This is a genomic window from Myroides odoratimimus, assembly GCF_004337635.1.
Lineage (GTDB): Bacteria > Bacteroidota > Bacteroidia > Flavobacteriales > Flavobacteriaceae > Flavobacterium > Flavobacterium odoratimimum.
Genome location: NZ_CP037427.1, coordinates 1017035 through 1036714, shown reverse-complemented (window position 1 = coordinate 1036714; position 19680 = coordinate 1017035). Strand labels below are relative to the sequence as shown.

The window sequence follows — 19680 nt, the reverse complement described above, 5'->3', positions numbered from 1 at the left end:
TTGTGATGTAGCTTTAAATAATCTAGAAACCTAAAATAACCTTTGCAATTGAAAAGTAAATTAAGATTCCAAAGATATCATTACTTGTAGTGATAAAAGGTCCTGTTGCTAAAGCGGGGTCTATACCATATTTATTCAGTAAGATCGGTACAAAGGTACCGATAAGACTAGCGATGATTATTACACTAATCAGTGCTATAGATACAGTGATACCTATGATATAATCTACCCCTAATAAGAAGTGACTTCCTAGCATCATCAGAATAGCAAGTAAGAAACCATTTAGTAAACTAAGCGTTACTTCTTTTCCTAATCGCTTCCATATAGATCCGGTGATAGAGTTATTAGCTAGTCCTTGTACGATAATAGCAGAAGATTGAACTCCAACATTACCTGCCATAGCCGCAATAAGAGGGGTGAAGAAGAATAGTACACCAAACTTCTCCATAGCTCCTTCAAAACTTCTAGATACATTAACAGCTACGAATCCACCTATCATGGCTAATATTAACCAAGGTAATCTAGCTCGTGTCAGCATAAGGATACTGTCATTAGCCTCTACGTCTTGAGAAATACCTGCTGCTAATTGGTAATCTTTATCTGCTTCTTCTTTAATAACGTCTACGATGTCATCTATGGTAATACGACCTACTAACCTTCCCATTTCATCTATAACAGGAATGGCTTCTAAGTCATACTTCTGCATAATACGAGCTACCTCTACATCTTTTGTATCTACTTTTACTGAGTCTACATTTCTAATATAGACATCACTAATATGTGTAGTAGTAGAAGAGGTAAGAAGGTCTTTTAGTGACAGTCTTCCTTTTAGTCTACCTTCATTATCTATTACATAGATAGAATGTACTCTAGATACGTGCTCAGCCTGTTTGCGCATTTCTTTGACACAAGTAAGCACTGACCAATTTTCATTGACAGAGACATACTCTTTGGCCATTAGTCCCCCTGCAGTGTCCTCGTCATAACGCAATAGTTCAACGATGTCCTTTGCATGCTCTAAATCTTCCAGCTCAGAAAGAACCTCTTCCTTCTTAGATTCTGGTAATTCAGAGATAATATCAGCAGCGTCATCCGTGTCTAATTCGTCTAACTCCTCTGCAATTTCTTTTGGAGATAGCGTTTTTAAGATCTTTTCACGGACATCTTCATTTAATTCTAAAAGGATTTCTGCTGTTACTTCACTATCTAATATATCGAATATGTATATCGCTTCTTCTCCAGAAAGCTCATTCATAATCTCTGCTATATCGGCATAGTGTAAATCTTTAAGAATTTCTAATAATTCCTTTTCATTCTTTTCAGCGATTAAATCTTCGAATTGTTGTAAAGATTCTCTACTGATTTTAAACTCCATAGGCTTCTATTTTCTTTGTTAGTTCTATAAATTCTTTATAGTCTAATTGTTCTGGTCTTAAATTAAATACTTCTTCGGATCTTATTTCCTCTGGCAAGTTAAAGCTTTTTAAGCTGTTGCGTAATGTCTTTCTTCTCTGATTAAAGGCAGTTTTTACTACTGTAAAGAATAATTTCTCACTACAAGGTAGACTGTAATCCTCTTTACGGATCATACGCATTACTCCTGACTTTACTTTTGGAGGTGGGTTAAATACGTGTTCGTCTACAGTGAACAAATATTCTGTTTCATAGAATGCTTGTGCTAATACTGAAAGTATACCATAAGCTTTAGTTCCTTTTTTCTCACAGATACGTTCTGCTACTTCTTTTTGGAACATCCCTGAGAACTCAGGGATATAGTCTCTTAGTTCTAATGCTCTAAACACGATTTGTGTAGAGATATTATAAGGGAAGTTACCGATTACAGCGAAAGGCTCTTGATTAAAAGCACGTACTATATCGAATTTTAGAAAGTCTTGTGCGAATATATGGTCGTGTAGTTTGTTATAATGAGCATGTAGATAATCTACAGACTCTGTATCTATTTCTACTACGAATGTTTCTATCGGTTTGTCTAATATATATTTGGTTAGAACTCCCATACCTGGACCAATCTCTAATGCCTTCTTATATCCTTCTAATGTCAAGGTATCAGCGATTCTCTTTGCGACACTTTCGTCAGTTAAGAAATGCTGACCTAAGTGTTTTTTTGCTCTTACTTTATCCATGGTTATCTTATTGATGTTCGCTGATTAATTCTAGTTCTGTCTTAAATGTTAGCATAAGCTCACCAAAAAGGCGTTTAGCTTCGTTCTCAAAACGATCAAAGTCTTCTTTATAGAACTGATCTAGTAACTCTTTACTCTGTGTTTCGAATTGAATAGAATAAGTTTTTCCTCCCATTTCTTCTTCGATGAGTACTTTGACAATTTTAGCTTTGTCAAACTTTCCAGTTGCTAATATTCCTGGTATATAAGCGTTTTTTGTCCATTGCATCCATACGTCATGTGCGCTTTCATGAATGTTGACTGTGATATTATATATGATCATAATTTTAATTACACTGAATGAATTATTTTTTGCAAAGATAAAAAAAGCACCAAATGTCTTATTTCGAATATTTGGTGCTTTTTGTTTATAAGGTTATTGGTGTTAATTAGTTGATAATATCAAATCCTGTGTAAGGGCGTAAAACTTCTGGAATTACGATTCCTTCTGGTGTTTGATAGTTTTCTAAGATACCTGCTAGTACACGAGGTAATGCTAATGAACTACCATTTAAAGTATGTGCTAATTGGTTTTTACCATCTTTATCTCTGAATCTTAATTTCAATCTATTCGCTTGGAATGTCTCGAAGTTAGATACAGAACTAATTTCTAACCATCTGTCTTGTGCTGTAGAGAACACTTCGAAGTCATAAGTAAGAGCTGATGTGAATCCCATATCTCCACCACATAATCTTAAGATTCTATATGGAAGTTTAAGGTCGTTCAATAGTCCTTTAATATGTTCTACCATTCCGTCTAATGCTTGATAAGAATTATCAGGGTGTTCGATACGTACGATTTCTACTTTGTCAAATTGGTGAAGGCGGTTAAGACCTCTTACGTGTGCTCCATAAGATCCCGCTTCTCTACGGAAACATGGTGTATAAGCTGTACACATAATAGGTAACTCTGTCTCTTGTAAGATAACATCTCTAAAGATATTAGTCACAGGAACCTCTGCTGTTGGGATTAAGTATAAATCGTCAACTGTACTGTGATACATTTGTCCTTCTTTATCTGGCAATTGTCCTGTACCGTATCCTGATGCCTCATTGATTAAGTGAGGAACTTGATACTCTCTATATCCTGCATCTGTATTTTTGTCTAAGAAGTAAGAGATTAACGCACGTTGTAAACGAGCTCCTTTACCTTTATATACAGGGAAACCTGCTCCAGTGATTTTATTCCCTAGTTCAAAGTCAATGATGTCATATTTCTTTGCTAATTCCCAGTGTGGTAAAGCACCTTCGTGTAGTGTAGGTACTTCTCCTGCTTCGAATACATTTAAGTTATCATCAGCATCTTTACCAGCAGGTACGATATCTGTTGGTACGTTTGGTATAGTATATAACTTCTCAGTTAATAATGCAGATACATTATTAAGCTCTTCAGTTAATTGTTTGCTTTGGTCACGTAAGTTTGATGTTTTCTCTTTGATGATTTCAGCTTTTGCTTTTTCACCACTTTTCATCAACTCCCCGATGCTTTTGGATAGTTTGTTCGATTCTGCTAATACATTGTCTAATTCCACCTGTGTGCTTCTTCTTTTCTCATCTAATTCAAGCACTTCTTTTAGCAAATCGGCAACATCAAGATTTCTTTTGGCTAATCCTTTAACCACTTGCTCTTGATTTTCTCTAATAAAAGCTATCTGTAACATATTATAAATATTAATTGTAAAGCAAAGTTAGAAAATACTTTTCTATTAGCAGCTATTTTACGTACCTCTTTATAAGTTTTGTAGAACATTATGCACTTTATTTGGTAGTTTATTAGCTTTTCTAAATAATAATTTAATAAATAGAATTACTTTAGAATAATATGTGAAGTGCTTTTTAGCTTTATTACACTTTGTTTATCTTGTTATTTATGTGAAAGAATTGATAATTTAAGCCTTGATTTAAAAAAAAGTGAGATTAGTTAAAGTAATATTTTACTTTTGTCTGAATAATATTAGAGTCTGTAAAAAATAAAAATGGATATACTTATTAAATTATCTCAATTCTTATTGAGTTTGTCGTTGTTAATTATCTTACACGAGTTAGGGCATTTTATTCCTGCTAAACTTTTTAAAACACGTGTCGAGAAGTTTTACTTATTTTTTGATGTTAAGTTTTCTTTGTTTAAAAAGAAGATAGGAGATACTGTTTATGGTATTGGGTGGTTGCCATTAGGAGGGTATGTAAAAATATCTGGTATGGTGGACGAAAGTATGGATACAGACCAATTAGCTGGTGAGCCACAACCTTGGGAGTTTAGATCTAAACCTGCTTGGCAACGTTTGATCATTATGTTAGGTGGAGTTACGGTGAACTTTATTTTAGCCTTTGTTATCTATATTGGTATGGCTTATGCGTATGGTGAGTCATATATAGCTAATAAAGATGTAAAGAGTGGAATCTGGGTTCAGAATCCTATCTTAGAAGACGCTGGTCTAAAAACGGGAGACAAGGTATTAAAGGTTGATGGAAAGGAGATTGTGAAGTTTAATAGTCTGCCAGAGGCAATCCTTATGGGGAAAGATATCGAGGTAGAGCGTGCTGGTGTTGTAGAGCATGTACAGTTGCCAGTTGACTTTTTGGGACAAATCACAGAGAATAAAGGAAATGGTTTCATAGGATTGCGTATTCCTTTTATTGTAGCAGGATTTGGTGAAAACTCTATTAATGAAGGTACATTAATGGTTAAAGATATTGTGAAGTCTATTAATGGGGTAGAAACACCTTTCTTTGATATGGTAAGCAATGTGTTAGAAGAAAACAAAGGAAAGACTGTTGCTGTTGTAGTGAATCGCGATGGAAAAGATACGACTGTTGATGTAAAGGTAAATCAAGAAGGTAAGATAGAGACATATTATGCTCCTGCTTTGCCATTTGATAATTTACAAAAACTTGGACTATATGAGATAAGTAGAGAGCAATACTCTTTAGCAGAAGCTATTCCTGCGGGGTTACACATGGGGAAAGATAGAATCATGAGTTATTTCGGACAGTTAAAGAAAATTGTACAACCTGAGACAGGTGCTTATAAAGGAGTAGGAGGGTTTAAAGCGATTTATGATATCTTCCCTCAGTTCTGGAGCTGGCAAGTGTTCTGGAGTATTACAGCGATGTTATCTATCATGTTAGGGGTTATGAACTTATTACCAATCCCTGCTTTAGATGGTGGGCATGTTATCTTTTTATTGTACGAGATGATCTCTGGAAGAAAGCCAAGTGATAAATTCTTGGGTAACGCTCAGATGGTAGGATTCTTCATACTTATTGCATTATTGTTATTCGCGAATGGGAATGATATTTATAAGGCAATTTTTAATTAGATGAAAAAAATATAAAAAAAATGCTTGTTGTGTTTGCAGAAATGAAAAATCGTATTATATTTGCATCGCAATAAAGGTAAGACATCACCTTCCTCCTTAGCTCAGTTGGTTAGAGCATCTGACTGTTAATCAGAGGGTCCTTGGTTCGAGCCCAAGAGGGGGAGCAGAGAAGCCAGTCATTGACTGGCTTTTTTCTTATAACCGTTTAGGTTATGGAATTTTAAAAACAAGAATACAAGTAAAGAAATTTACTTTTTAAGGGGATTTGAAAAGCGATATCGAATAGGTATCGCTTTTCGCTTTTCTAGAATATCTGTGATATACTATATATTAAGGTATATAAGAGAATGATTGTTCATTGCTTGAATCCTTTAAAGAAGAAAAATAATTATAGAATAGAGCTCTTGTCAGTAGGCAAGAGCTTTTTTCATTAAAGAATGTATTACCTACAGCCTTAGTCTATATAGTCTAGGGCTTTTTTATTGTCATCATAAGTTAACCCCCTTCAAGAGCGCGACAAGACCTCTTCAATATTGCTTCAAGAAAGAGGTGCTCAGGTAGAGTAATCTTGGAGAAATGTTGAAGCAGTGTTGAAGAAGTAGGTATAAAGGCTTGCTACTACTGGGATTAGGGAGTATTTAGGTTTTAGAAATATAATACTGGTAATATACTTTACTTATTGATATACAGTTGCTTGTGAGGATAATTGCTCAATATGAGAATAAAAAAAGTGTGTTAGTTTTTCTTCAAAACAAGGATATAGCTACTTTATAATGAACTTTTCTTCAAAACACACACACCTATATAAGTAGATCAACTACAAAAAAGTAGATAAAACACCTCTATATAGGATAAAGTAACATCTATAAATAGATAGAAAGGGTATAAGAAGGTATATTCTCAATTATTATATATATATAATAGAGTACAATATTAAGTACTGCTCTTTACGTATATATAGTATAGAGATGTCTCAAGACTATAGCTATTAAAAAAAGACAAAAAAACTTTCTCTCGTAAAAGGTGATATAATAGAGAGTTATGAAATAGTTTTCAAAAACCTTTAAAAAAAGGCAAAGATAAGTTTGGAAGTAAGGGAAAAGATACTACTTTTGCATCCGCATTAGAGAAGTGATAACGACTCTAGAGGCAGACGATCATAAACAAAAAGTGAAGCAAGAACGACTGAAAAATAAGCTTTAAAAAATTTACAAAAATAAATTTGGATAAGTAAAAAATAAGGTGGTATCTTTGCAGTCCGCTTCAGTAAAAACGGGAGTTGAGCGAAAAAATAAAGAAAAATATTTTCTAGAAAAGTTTTGCTAATTCAAAATAAGTTTTTACTTTTGCACTCGCTTTGAAAAACAAGTGAGACTTAGAAATAAGAAGACAACGTTCATAAACATATTGGATTGACAGCATACAAATAAGAGAGTAAGGCAAATCGCAAGATTTGGAATTATACTTTTTTAATTTACGAAATTAAAAATATACGATGAAGAGTTTGATCCTGGCTCAGGATGAACGCTAGCGGCAGGCCTAACACATGCAAGTCGAGGGGTAGAAAGAGCTTGCTTTTTTGAGACCGGCGCACGGGTGAGTAACGCGTATGCAACCTACCTTATACAGGGGAATAGCCCGAAGAAATTCGGATTAATGCTCCATGGTTTATCGATATGGCATCGTATTGATAATAAAGATTTATCGGTATAAGATGGGCATGCGTATCATTAGCTAGTTGGTGTGGTAACGGCATACCAAGGCAACGATGATTAGGGGTCCTGAGAGGGAGATCCCCCACACTGGTACTGAGACACGGACCAGACTCCTACGGGAGGCAGCAGTGAGGAATATTGGTCAATGGAGGCAACTCTGAACCAGCCATGCCGCGTGCAGGATGACGGTCCTATGGATTGTAAACTGCTTTTGTACAGGAAGAAACCTCCCTACGAGTAGGGACTTGACGGTACTGTAAGAATAAGGATCGGCTAACTCCGTGCCAGCAGCCGCGGTAATACGGAGGATCCGAGCGTTATCCGGAATTATTGGGTTTAAAGGGTTCGTAGGCGGCTTTGTAAGTCAGTGGTGAAATTTCCTAGCTTAACTAGGACACTGCCATTGATACTGCAGAGCTTGAATAGTATGGAAGTAACTAGAATATGTAGTGTAGCGGTGAAATGCTTAGATATTACATGGAATACCAATTGCGAAGGCAGGTTACTACGTATTTATTGACGCTGATGAACGAAAGCGTGGGGAGCGAACAGGATTAGATACCCTGGTAGTCCACGCCGTAAACGATGGATACTAGCTGTTCGGTTTTCGGACTGAGTGGCTAAGCGAAAGTGATAAGTATCCCACCTGGGGAGTACGTTCGCAAGAATGAAACTCAAAGGAATTGACGGGGGCCCGCACAAGCGGTGGAGCATGTGGTTTAATTCGATGATACGCGAGGAACCTTACCAGGGCTTAAATGTAGATTGACAGATTTGGAAACAGATTTTTCTTCGGACAATTTACAAGGTGCTGCATGGTTGTCGTCAGCTCGTGCCGTGAGGTGTCAGGTTAAGTCCTATAACGAGCGCAACCCCTATTGTTAGTTACCAGCGCGTTAAGGCGGGGACTCTAGCAAGACTGCCGGTGCAAACCGTGAGGAAGGTGGGGATGACGTCAAATCATCACGGCCCTTACGTCCTGGGCTACACACGTGCTACAATGGCAAGTACAGAAAGCAGCTACCTGGCAACAGGATGCGAATCTCCAAAGCTTGTCTCAGTTCGGATTGGAGTCTGCAACTCGACTCTATGAAGCTGGAATCGCTAGTAATCGGATATCAGCCATGATCCGGTGAATACGTTCCCGGGCCTTGTACACACCGCCCGTCAAGCCATGGAAGCTGGGGGTACCTGAAGTCGGTGACCGCAAGGAGCTGCCTAGGGTAAAACTAGTAACTAGGGCTAAGTCGTAACAAGGTAGCCGTACCGGAAGGTGCGGCTGGAACACCTCCTTTCTAGAGAATAATTATAGAAGTATGATACTTTACTCTCGCTGTTAATACCAAAAAAAGAATAAGAATTAAGTAATACAGAGTCTCGTAGCTCAGCTGGTTAGAGTACTACACTGATAATGTAGGGGTCGGCAGTTCGAGTCTGCCCGGGACTACTAATTTACTAATTTGAAGGAAATACTAGAGGTTAAACTAACCGCCCAAAAGTTACTGTTAACTGTAAGCTGTTAACCAAACACTAGATACGGGGGATTAGCTCAGCTGGCTAGAGCGCCTGCCTTGCACGCAGGAGGTCATCGGTTCGACTCCGATATTCTCCACTACGGCATAATATCAAAGCTGGTTTAATTATCAGTGGCGATTCGCCACAAGTTCATTGACATATTGATAAAACTTAACTAACAAAACAGTTAGAAAGAATAAAAAAGATATAGAAATATATAGAAAGTACGATTCGAAAGAATTGTAAGCACATAAGCAAAATAAGGGCGTATGGGGAATGCCTAGGCTCTCAGAGGCGAAGAAGGACGTGATAAGCTGCGAAAAGCTACGGGGATTGGCACACACGAATTGATCCGTAGATATCCGAATGGGGCAACCCAGTATGTTGAAGACATACTATCCAATATGGAGGCGAACCCGCTGAACTGAAACATCTAAGTAGGCGGAGGAGAAGAAAACAAAAGTGATTCCGTAAGTAGTGGCGAGCGAACGCGGAATAGCCCAAACCAAAGTTGTTACGGCAATTTTGGGGTTGTAGGACCACGAGATTTCTTGCGGATTTAATAAGAATTACCTGGAAAGGTAAACCGAAGAGGGTGATAGTCCCGTATTGGTAAGAGAAGATAAGAATAGTGGTATCCTGAGTAGGTCGGGGCACGTGAAACCTTGATTGAAACTGGCGGGACCATCCGCTAAGGCTAAATACTCCTGAGAGACCGATAGTGAACCAGTACCGTGAGGGAAAGGTGAAAAGAACCGTGAATAACGGAGTGAAACAGATCCTGAAACCATACGCCTACAAGCGGTCGGAGCTTCTACGTGAAGTGACGGCGTGCCTTTTGCATAATGAGCCTACGAGTTACCGTTGCTGGCAAGGATAAGTGATTAAGTCATGGATCCGTAGCGAAAGCGAGTCTTAATAGGGCGCTTAAGTCAGTAGTGGTAGACGCGAAACCGTGTGATCTACCCATGGGCAGGTTGAAGTTTAGGTAACACTAAATGGAGGACCGAACCGTTTAACGCTGAAAAGTTTTCGGATGACCTGTGGGTAGGGGTGAAAGGCCAATCAAACTCGGAAATAGCTCGTACTCCCCGAAATGCATTTAGGTGCAGCGATGATCGATAGTTACTTAGAGGTAGAGCTACTGATTGGATGCGGGGGCTTCACCGCCTACCAATTCCTGACAAACTCCGAATGCTAAGTAATGATAATCATCAGTGAGGGCATGGGTGCTAAGGTCCATGTCCGAGAGGGAAAGAACCCAGACCATCAGCTAAGGTCCCCAAATGTATGCTAAGTTGAAAAAACGCGGTTTGATTGCCCAGACAGCTAGGATGTTGGCTTGGAAGCAGCCATTCATTTAAAGAGTGCGTAACAGCTCACTAGTCGAGCGATCGAGCATGGATAATAATCGGGCATAAGTATACTACCGAAGCTATGGATTTGCGCATTTAGTTGCGTGAGTGGTAGGGGAGCATTCTAACGGCGCAGAAGGTGATTTGTGAGAATTGCTGGAGCTTTTAGAAAAGAAAATGTAGGCATAAGTAACGATAAGGGGTGCGAGAAACACCCCCGCCGTAAGACTAAGGTTTCCTCAGCTATGCTAATCAGCTGAGGGTTAGTCGGGACCTAAGGCACACCCGAAGGGGGACGTCGATGGCCAACGGGTTAATATTCCCGTACTACTGATAATTGTGATGGAGTGACACAGTGATGAAAGCACCGCGAACTGACGGAATAGTTCGTTGAAGCACGTACCTATAGGTTTGATAGTAAAATGCGTCAGACTTGGAGAAATGCGATAGTACTTTGAGTCTTCGGACAACGAGATAGTGTGCCTAAGGGCTGTCAAGAAAAGCTTCTAAACTTAGATTATTAGTACCCGTACCGTAAACCGACACAGGTAGTCGAGGAGAGTATCCTAAGGCGCTCGAGAGATTCATGGCTAAGGAACTAGGCAAAATAGACCTGTAACTTCGGGAGAAAGGTCGCCAGCGCAAGCTGGCCGCAGTGAAAAGGTCCAGGCGACTGTTTATCAAAAACACAGGGCTCTGCAAAATCGTAAGATGACGTATAGGGCCTGACACCTGCCCGGTGCTGGAAGGTTAAGAGGAGATGTTATCTTCGGAGAAGCATTGAATTGAAGCCCCAGTAAACGGCGGCCGTAACTATAACGGTCCTAAGGTAGCGAAATTCCTTGTCGGGTAAGTTCCGACCTGCACGAATGGTGTAACGATCTGGACACTGTCTCAGCCATGAGCTCGGTGAAATTGTAGTATCGGTGAAGATGCCGATTACCCGCAGTGGGACGAAAAGACCCTGTGCACCTTTACTATAGCTTAGTATTGTTCTTGGATAAGTGATGTGTAGGATAGGTGGGAGACTGTGAAATGGCGTCGCTAGGCGTTGTGGAGTCATTGTTGAAATACCACCCTTTGCTTATTTGAGATCTAACTCCCTTATTGGGGAGGACATTGCTTGGTGGGTAGTTTGACTGGGGTGGTCGCCTCCAAAAGAGTAACGGAGGCTTCTAAAGGTTCCCTCAGCACGCTTGGTAACCGTGCGTAGAGTGCAATGGTATAAGGGAGCTTGACTGAAAGACTAACAAGTCGAACAGGTACGAAAGTAGAGCATAGTGATCCGGTGGTTCCGCATGGAAGGGCCATCGCTCAAAGGATAAAAGGTACGCCGGGGATAACAGGCTGATCTCCCCCAAGAGCTCATATCGACGGGGGGGTTTGGCACCTCGATGTCGGCTCGTCACATCCTGGGGCTGGAGAAGGTCCCAAGGGTTGGGCTGTTCGCCCATTAAAGTGGCACGCGAGCTGGGTTCAGAACGTCGTGAGACAGTTCGGTCTCTATCTACTGTGGGCGTTAGAAATTTGAGTGGATCTGATTCTAGTACGAGAGGACCGAATTGGACCAACCTCTAGTGCATCTGTTGTCTCGCCAGGGGCATCGCAGAGTAGCTACGTTGGGAAGGGATAAGCGCTGAAAGCATATAAGTGCGAAACCCACCACAAGATGAGATTTCTTTAAAGGGTCGTTGGAGATTACAACGTTGATAGGCTATAGATGTAAAGACAGTAATGTCAAAGTCGAGTAGTACTAATAACCCGTAAGCTTATGTGAATCTCCCCTTGTTAATTCAAGGGGAGGGCAACTTTCTAAGGTATAGTTAAGTTTAAAATATCAATATAGTTAAAAATATTAGTTACGTTAAAGTAACAACCGATTTAAGGTGGTTATTGCAGCGGGGCTCACCTCTATCCATTTCGAACAGAGAAGTTAAGCCCGCTAGCGCAGATGGTACTGCTAACCAGTGGGAGAGTATGTCGCCGCCTTTCTTTAGAAATCCTCGCTGATTTTCTAGCGAGGATTTTTTATCTACAAATTTTACTGAAAAAAGGAAAAAATTTAAATAAATATTCAAATTCATTTGGATTGTAAAAAATAAAGTTCTACTTTTGCACTCGCTTTGAAAAACAAGTGAGACTTAGAAATAAGAAGACAACGTTCATAAACATATTGGATTGACAGCATACAAATAAGAGAGTAAGGCAAATCGCAAGATTTGGAATTATACTTTTTTAATTTACGAAATTAAAAATATACGATGAAGAGTTTGATCCTGGCTCAGGATGAACGCTAGCGGCAGGCCTAACACATGCAAGTCGAGGGGTAGAAGAAGCTTGCTTTTTTGAGACCGGCGCACGGGTGAGTAACGCGTATGCAACCTACCTTATACAGGGGAATAGCCCGAAGAAATTCGGATTAATGCTCCATGGTTTATCGATATGGCATCGTATTGATAATAAAGATTTATCGGTATAAGATGGGCATGCGTATCATTAGCTAGTTGGTGTGGTAACGGCATACCAAGGCAACGATGATTAGGGGTCCTGAGAGGGAGATCCCCCACACTGGTACTGAGACACGGACCAGACTCCTACGGGAGGCAGCAGTGAGGAATATTGGTCAATGGAGGCAACTCTGAACCAGCCATGCCGCGTGCAGGATGACGGTCCTATGGATTGTAAACTGCTTTTGTACAGGAAGAAACCTCCCTACGAGTAGGGACTTGACGGTACTGTAAGAATAAGGATCGGCTAACTCCGTGCCAGCAGCCGCGGTAATACGGAGGATCCGAGCGTTATCCGGAATTATTGGGTTTAAAGGGTTCGTAGGCGGCTTTGTAAGTCAGTGGTGAAATTTCCTAGCTTAACTAGGACACTGCCATTGATACTGCAGAGCTTGAATAATATGGAAGTAACTAGAATATGTAGTGTAGCGGTGAAATGCTTAGATATTACATGGAATACCAATTGCGAAGGCAGGTTACTACGTATTTATTGACGCTGATGAACGAAAGCGTGGGGAGCGAACAGGATTAGATACCCTGGTAGTCCACGCCGTAAACGATGGATACTAGCTGTTCGGTTTTCGGACTGAGTGGCTAAGCGAAAGTGATAAGTATCCCACCTGGGGAGTACGTTCGCAAGAATGAAACTCAAAGGAATTGACGGGGGCCCGCACAAGCGGTGGAGCATGTGGTTTAATTCGATGATACGCGAGGAACCTTACCAGGGCTTAAATGTAGATTGACAGATTTGGAAACAGATTTTTCTTCGGACAATTTACAAGGTGCTGCATGGTTGTCGTCAGCTCGTGCCGTGAGGTGTCAGGTTAAGTCCTATAACGAGCGCAACCCCTATTGTTAGTTACCATCGCGTAGTGGCGGGGACTCTAGCAAGACTGCCGGTGCAAACCGTGAGGAAGGTGGGGATGACGTCAAATCATCACGGCCCTTACGTCCTGGGCTACACACGTGCTACAATGGCAAGTACAGAAAGCAGCTACCTGGCAACAGGATGCGAATCTCCAAAGCTTGTCTCAGTTCGGATTGGAGTCTGCAACTCGACTCTATGAAGCTGGAATCGCTAGTAATCGGATATCAGCCATGATCCGGTGAATACGTTCCCGGGCCTTGTACACACCGCCCGTCAAGCCATGGAAGCTGGGGGTACCTGAAGTCGGTGACCGCAAGGAGCTGCCTAGGGTAAAACTAGTAACTAGGGCTAAGTCGTAACAAGGTAGCCGTACCGGAAGGTGCGGCTGGAACACCTCCTTTCTAGAGAATAATTATAGAAGTATGATACTTTACTCTCGCTGTTAATACCAAAAAAAGAATAAGAATTAAGTAATACAGAGTCTCGTAGCTCAGCTGGTTAGAGTACTACACTGATAATGTAGGGGTCGGCAGTTCGAGTCTGCCCGGGACTACTAATTTACTAATTTGAAGGAAATACTAGAGGTTAAACTAACCGCCCAAAAGTTACTGTTAACTGTAAGCTGTTAACCAAACACTAGATACGGGGGATTAGCTCAGCTGGCTAGAGCGCCTGCCTTGCACGCAGGAGGTCATCGGTTCGACTCCGATATTCTCCACTACGGCATAATATCAAAGCTGGTTTAATTATCAGTGGCGATTCGCCACAAGTTCATTGACATATTGATAAAACTTAACTAACAAAACAGTTAGAAAGAATAAAAAAGATATAGAAATATATAGAAAGTACGATTCGAAAGAATTGTAAGCACATAAGCAAAATAAGGGCGTATGGGGAATGCCTAGGCTCTCAGAGGCGAAGAAGGACGTGATAAGCTGCGAAAAGCTACGGGGATTGGCACACACGAATTGATCCGTAGATATCCGAATGGGGCAACCCAGTATGTTGAAGACATACTATCCTGTATAGGAGGCGAACCCGCTGAACTGAAACATCTAAGTAGGCGGAGGAGAAGAAAACAAAAGTGATTCCGTAAGTAGTGGCGAGCGAACGCGGAATAGCCCAAACCAAAGTTGTTACGGCAATTTTGGGGTTGTAGGACCACGAGATTTCTTGCGGATTTAATAAGAATTACCTGGAAAGGTAAACCGAAGAGGGTGATAGTCCCGTATTGGTAAGAGAAGATAAGAATAGTGGTATCCTGAGTAGGTCGGGGCACGTGAAACCTTGATTGAAACTGGCGGGACCATCCGCTAAGGCTAAATACTCCTGAGAGACCGATAGTGAACCAGTACCGTGAGGGAAAGGTGAAAAGAACCGTGAATAACGGAGTGAAACAGATCCTGAAACCATACGCCTACAAGCGGTCGGAGCTTCTACGTGAAGTGACGGCGTGCCTTTTGCATAATGAGCCTACGAGTTACCGTTGCTGGCAAGGATAAGTGATTAAGTCATGGATCCGTAGCGAAAGCGAGTCTTAATAGGGCGCTTAAGTCAGTAGTGGTAGACGCGAAACCGTGTGATCTACCCATGGGCAGGTTGAAGTTTAGGTAACACTAAATGGAGGACCGAACCGTTTAACGCTGAAAAGTTTTCGGATGACCTGTGGGTAGGGGTGAAAGGCCAATCAAACTCGGAAATAGCTCGTACTCCCCGAAATGCATTTAGGTGCAGCGATGATCGATAGTTACTTAGAGGTAGAGCTACTGATTGGATGCGGGGGCTTCACCGCCTACCAATTCCTGACAAACTCCGAATGCTAAGTAATGATAATCATCAGTGAGGGCATGGGTGCTAAGGTCCATGTCCGAGAGGGAAAGAACCCAGACCATCAGCTAAGGTCCCCAAATGTATGCTAAGTTGAAAAAACGCGGTTTGATTGCCCAGACAGCTAGGATGTTGGCTTGGAAGCAGCCATTCATTTAAAGAGTGCGTAACAGCTCACTAGTCGAGCGATCGAGCATGGATAATAATCGGGCATAAGTATACTACCGAAGCTATGGATTTGCGCATTTAGTTGCGTGAGTGGTAGGGGAGCATTCTAACGGCGCAGAAGGTGATTTGTGAGAATTGCTGGAGCTTTTAGAAAAGAAAATGTAGGCATAAGTAACGATAAGGGGTGCGAGAAACACCCCCGCCGTAAGACTAAGGTTTCCTCAGCTATGCTAATCAGCTGAGGGTTAGTCGGGACCTAAGGCACACCCGAAGGGGGACGTCGATGGCCAACGGGTTAATATTCCCGTACTACTGATAATTGTGATGGAGTGACACAGTGATGAAAGCACCGCGAACTGACGGAATAGTTCGTTGAAGCACGTACCTATAGGTTTGATAGTAAAATGCGTCAGACTTGGAGAAATGCGATAGTACTTTGAGTCTTCGGACAACGAGATAGTGTGCCTAAGGGCTGTCAAGAAAAGCTTCTAAACTTAGATTATTAGTACCCGTACCGTAAACCGACACAGGTAGTCGAGGAGAGTATCCTAAGGCGCTCGAGAGATTCATGGCTAAGGAACTAGGCAAAATAGACCTGTAACTTCGGGAGAAAGGTCGCCAGCGCAAGCTGGCCGCAGTGAAAAGGTCCAGGCGACTGTTTATCAAAAACACAGGGCTCTGCAAAATCGTAAGATGACGTATAGGGCCTGACACCTGCCCGGTGCTGGAAGGTTAAGAGGAGATGTTATCTTCGGAGAAGCATTGAATTGAAGCCCCAGTAAACGGCGGCCGTAACTATAACGGTCCTAAGGTAGCGAAATTCCTTGTCGGGTAAGTTCCGACCTGCACGAATGGTGTAACGATCTGGACACTGTCTCAGCCATGAGCTCGGTGAAATTGTAGTATCGGTGAAGATGCCGATTACCCGCAGTGGGACGAAAAGACCCTGTGCACCTTTACTATAGCTTAGTATTGTTCTTGGATAAGTGATGTGTAGGATAGGTGGGAGACTGTGAAATGGCGTCGCTAGGCGTTGTGGAGTCATTGTTGAAATACCACCCTTTGCTTATTTGAGATCTAACTCCCTTATTGGGGAGGACATTGCTTGGTGGGTAGTTTGACTGGGGTGGTCGCCTCCAAAAGAGTAACGGAGGCTTCTAAAGGTTCCCTCAGCACGCTTGGTAACCGTGCGTAGAGTGCAATGGTATAAGGGAGCTTGACTGAAAGACTAACAAGTCGAACAGGTACGAAAGTAGAGCATAGTGATCCGGTGGTTCCGCATGGAAGGGCCATCGCTCAAAGGATAAAAGGTACGCCGGGGATAACAGGCTGATCTCCCCCAAGAGCTCATATCGACGGGGGGGTTTGGCACCTCGATGTCGGCTCGTCACATCCTGGGGCTGGAGAAGGTCCCAAGGGTTGGGCTGTTCGCCCATTAAAGTGGCACGCGAGCTGGGTTCAGAACGTCGTGAGACAGTTCGGTCTCTATCTACTGTGGGCGTTAGAAATTTGAGTGGATCTGATTCTAGTACGAGAGGACCGAATTGGACCAACCTCTAGTGCATCTGTTGTCTCGCCAGGGGCATCGCAGAGTAGCTACGTTGGGAAGGGATAAGCGCTGAAAGCATATAAGTGCGAAACCCACCACAAGATGAGATTTCTTTAAAGGGTCGTTGGAGATTACAACGTTGATAGGCTATAGATGTAAAGACAGTAATGTCAAAGTCGAGTAGTACTAATAACCCGTAAGCTTATGTGAATCTCCCCTTGTTAATTCAAGGGGAGGGCAACTTTCTAAGGTATAGTTAAGTTTAAAATATCAATATAGTTAAAAATATTAGTTACGTTAAAGTAACAACCGATTTAAGGTGGTTATTGCAGCGGGGCTCACCTCTATCCATTTCGAACAGAGAAGTTAAGCCCGCTAGCGCAGATGGTACTGCTAACCAGTGGGAGAGTATGTCGCCGCCTTTCTTTAGAAATCCTCGCTGATTTTCTAGCGAGGATTTTTTATCTACAAATTTTACTGAAAAAAGGAAAAAATTTAAATAAATATTCAAATTCATTTGGATTGTAAAAAATAAAGTTCTACTTTTGCACTCGCTTTGAAAAACAAGTGAGACTTAGAAATAAGAAGACAACGTTCATAAACATATTGGATTGACAGCATACAAATAAGAGAGTAAGGCAAATCGCAAGATTTGGAATTATACTTTTTTAATTTACGAAATTAAAAATATACGATGAAGAGTTTGATCCTGGCTCAGGATGAACGCTAGCGGCAGGCCTAACACATGCAAGTCGAGGGGTAGAAGAAGCTTGCTTTTTTGAGACCGGCGCACGGGTGAGTAACGCGTATGCAACCTACCTTATACAGGGGAATAGCCCGAAGAAATTCGGATTAATGCTCCATGGTTTATCGATATGGCATCGTATTGATAATAAAGATTTATCGGTATAAGATGGGCATGCGTATCATTAGCTAGTTGGTGTGGTAACGGCATACCAAGGCAACGATGATTAGGGGTCCTGAGAGGGAGATCCCCCACACTGGTACTGAGACACGGACCAGACTCCTACGGGAGGCAGCAGTGAGGAATATTGGTCAATGGAGGCAACTCTGAACCAGCCATGCCGCGTGCAGGATGACGGTCCTATGGATTGTAAACTGCTTTTGTACAGGAAGAAACCTCCCTACGAGTAGGGACTTGACGGTACTGTAAGAATAAGGATCGGCTAACTCCGTGCCAGCAGCCGCGGTAATACGGAGGATCCGAGCGTTATCCGGAATTATTGGGTTTAAAGGGTTCGTAGGCGGCTTTGTAAGTCAGTGGTGAAATTTCCTAGCTTAACTAGGACACTGCCATTGATACTGCAGAGCTTGAATAATATGGAAGTAACTAGAATATGTAGTGTAGCGGTGAAATGCTTAGATATTACATGGAATACCAATTGCGAAGGCAGGTTACTACGTATTTATTGACGCTGATGAACGAAAGCGTGGGGAGCGAACAGGATTAGATACCCTGGTAGTCCACGCCGTAAACGATGGATACTAGCTGTTCGGTTTTCGGACTGAGTGGCTAAGCGAAAGTGATAAGTATCCCACCTGGGGAGTACGTTCGCAAGAATGAAACTCAAAGGAATTGACGGGGGCCCGCACAAGCGGTGGAGCATGTGGTTTAATTCGATGATACGCGAGGAACCTTACCAGGGCTTAAATGTAGATTGACAGATTTGGAAACAGATTTTTCTTCGGACAATTTACAAGGTGCTGCATGGTTGTCGTCAGCTCGTGCCGTGAGGTGTCAGGTTAAGTCCTATAACGAGCGCAACCCCTATTGTTAGTTACCATCGCGTAGTGGCGGGGACTCTAGCAAGACTGCCGGTGCAAACCGTGAGGAAGGTGGGGATGACGTCAAATCATCACGGCCCTTACGTCCTGGGCTACACACGTGCTACAATGGCAAGTACAGAAAGCAGCTACCTGGCAACAGGATGCGAATCTCCAAAGCTTGTCTCAGTTCGGATTGGAGTCTGCAACTCGACTCTATGAAGCTGGAATCGCTAGTAATCGGATATCAGCCATGATCCGGTGAATACGTTCCCGGGCCTTGTACACACCGCCCGTCAAGCCATGGAAGCTGGGGGTACCTGAAGTCGGTGACCGCAAGGAGCTGCCTAGGGTAAAACTAGTAACTAGGGCTAAGTCGTAACAAGGTAGCCGTACCGGAAGGTGCGGCTGGAACACCTCCTTTCTAGAGAATAATTATAGAAGTATGATACTTTACTCTCGCTGTTAATACCAAAAAAAGAATAAGAATTAAGTAATACAGAGTCTCGTAGCTCAGCTGGTTAGAGTACTACACTGATAATGTAGGGGTCGGCAGTTCGAGTCTGCCCGGGACTACTAATTTACTAATTTGAAGGAAATACTAGAGGTTAAACTAACCGCCCAAAAGTTACTGTTAACTGTAAGCTGTTAACCAAACACTAGATACGGGGGATTAGCTCAGCTGGCTAGAGCGCCTGCCTTGCACGCAGGAGGTCATCGGTTCGACTCCGATATTCTCCACTACGGCATAATATCAAAGCTGGTTTAATTATCAGTGGCGATTCGCCACAAGTTCATTGACATATTGATAAAACTTAACTAACAAAACAGTTAGAAAGAATAAAAAAGATATAGAAATATATAGAAAGTACGATTCGAAAGAATTGT

At 41.9% G+C, this 19680-nt stretch carries 5 protein-coding genes, 7 tRNA genes and 7 rRNA genes; 15 read left to right on the top strand and 4 right to left on the bottom strand.

The genetic code is table 11. The features are described from left to right. Positions 1 to 22 precede the first annotated feature (22 nt). The 4 genes from mgtE to serS all read right to left on the bottom strand — a co-directional run bounded on the left by mgtE (position 23) and on the right by serS (position 3844). The gene (gene mgtE / locus E0Z07_RS04825; protein ID WP_006258030.1) at positions 23 to 1375 is read right to left on the bottom strand and encodes a magnesium transporter; all 1353 of its coding nucleotides are present in this window, start codon (positions 1373 to 1375) and stop codon (positions 23 to 25) included. Then, a complete protein-coding gene (gene rsmA, locus E0Z07_RS04820; protein WP_131540338.1) occupies positions 1365 to 2144 on the bottom strand; it encodes a 16S rRNA (adenine(1518)-N(6)/adenine(1519)-N(6))-dimethyltransferase RsmA in 780 nt (259 codons plus the stop codon). The genes mgtE and rsmA overlap by 11 nt, the downstream gene beginning before the upstream one ends. Before the next feature lie 7 nt (positions 2145 to 2151). Further along, entirely contained in the window at positions 2152 to 2466 is a 315-nt protein-coding gene (locus E0Z07_RS04815) for a DUF4286 family protein (protein WP_006258032.1), read from the bottom strand. Positions 2467 to 2572: 106 nt separating this feature from the next. Further along, positions 2573 to 3844 (bottom strand): serine--tRNA ligase, encoded by a 1272-nt coding sequence (serS, locus tag E0Z07_RS04810; protein ID WP_006258033.1) that lies wholly within the window; start codon positions 3842 to 3844, stop codon positions 2573 to 2575. A gap of 315 nt (positions 3845 to 4159) precedes the next feature. Here serS and rseP point away from each other — a divergent pair, with 315 nt between their 5' ends. The 15 genes from rseP to E0Z07_RS04735 all read left to right on the top strand — a co-directional run bounded on the left by rseP (position 4160) and on the right by E0Z07_RS04735 (position 19533). Then, positions 4160 to 5503 (top strand): RIP metalloprotease RseP, encoded by a 1344-nt coding sequence (rseP, locus tag E0Z07_RS04805; RefSeq protein WP_006258035.1) that lies wholly within the window; start codon positions 4160 to 4162, stop codon positions 5501 to 5503. A gap of 90 nt (positions 5504 to 5593) precedes the next feature. Then, a tRNA-Asn gene (locus E0Z07_RS04800) sits at positions 5594 to 5667 on the top strand. A gap of 1328 nt (positions 5668 to 6995) precedes the next feature. Next, positions 6996 to 8513: ribosomal RNA gene (locus E0Z07_RS04795) — 16S ribosomal RNA — on the top strand. Positions 8514 to 8591: 78 nt separating this feature from the next. Next, positions 8592 to 8665: transfer RNA gene (locus E0Z07_RS04790), tRNA-Ile, on the top strand. Between the two features lie 91 nt (positions 8666 to 8756). Next, positions 8757 to 8830: transfer RNA gene (locus tag E0Z07_RS04785), tRNA-Ala, on the top strand. A gap of 151 nt (positions 8831 to 8981) precedes the next feature. Continuing rightward, positions 8982 to 11865 (top strand): 23S ribosomal RNA (locus E0Z07_RS04780). A gap of 105 nt (positions 11866 to 11970) precedes the next feature. Then, positions 11971 to 12080: ribosomal RNA gene (rrf, locus tag E0Z07_RS04775) — 5S ribosomal RNA — on the top strand. A gap of 266 nt (positions 12081 to 12346) precedes the next feature. Beyond that, a 16S ribosomal RNA gene (locus E0Z07_RS04770) occupies positions 12347 to 13864 on the top strand. A 78-nt stretch (positions 13865 to 13942) separates the two neighbouring features. Beyond that, positions 13943 to 14016 (top strand) — tRNA-Ile (locus E0Z07_RS04765). A gap of 91 nt (positions 14017 to 14107) precedes the next feature. Beyond that, positions 14108 to 14181 (top strand) — tRNA-Ala (locus E0Z07_RS04760). Positions 14182 to 14332: 151 nt separating this feature from the next. After that, a 23S ribosomal RNA gene (locus E0Z07_RS04755) occupies positions 14333 to 17217 on the top strand. Between the two features lie 105 nt (positions 17218 to 17322). Then, positions 17323 to 17432 (top strand): 5S ribosomal RNA (gene rrf, locus E0Z07_RS04750). A 266-nt stretch (positions 17433 to 17698) separates the two neighbouring features. Further along, positions 17699 to 19216 (top strand): 16S ribosomal RNA (locus tag E0Z07_RS04745). The 16S, 23S and 5S rRNA genes sit together here with 6 tRNA genes alongside, the layout of an rRNA operon. 78 nt (positions 19217 to 19294) lie before the next feature. Beyond that, positions 19295 to 19368 (top strand) — tRNA-Ile (locus tag E0Z07_RS04740). A 91-nt stretch (positions 19369 to 19459) separates the two neighbouring features. Beyond that, positions 19460 to 19533, top strand: a tRNA-Ala gene (locus tag E0Z07_RS04735). The last annotated feature ends 147 nt before the right edge of the window (positions 19534 to 19680 follow it).

Coding starts and splice junctions, on each gene's coding strand:
- mgtE (WP_006258030.1), bottom strand. CDS start 1,375: ATGGAGTTTAAAATCAGTAGAGAATCTTTACAACAATTCGAAGATTTA.
- E0Z07_RS04815 (WP_006258032.1), bottom strand. CDS start 2,466: ATGATCATATATAATATCACAGTCAACATTCATGAAAGCGCACATGAC.
- rseP (WP_006258035.1), top strand. CDS start 4,160: ATGGATATACTTATTAAATTATCTCAATTCTTATTGAGTTTGTCGTTG.
- rsmA (WP_131540338.1), bottom strand. CDS start 2,144: ATGGATAAAGTAAGAGCAAAAAAACACTTAGGTCAGCATTTCTTAACT.
- serS (WP_006258033.1), bottom strand. CDS start 3,844: ATGTTACAGATAGCTTTTATTAGAGAAAATCAAGAGCAAGTGGTTAAA.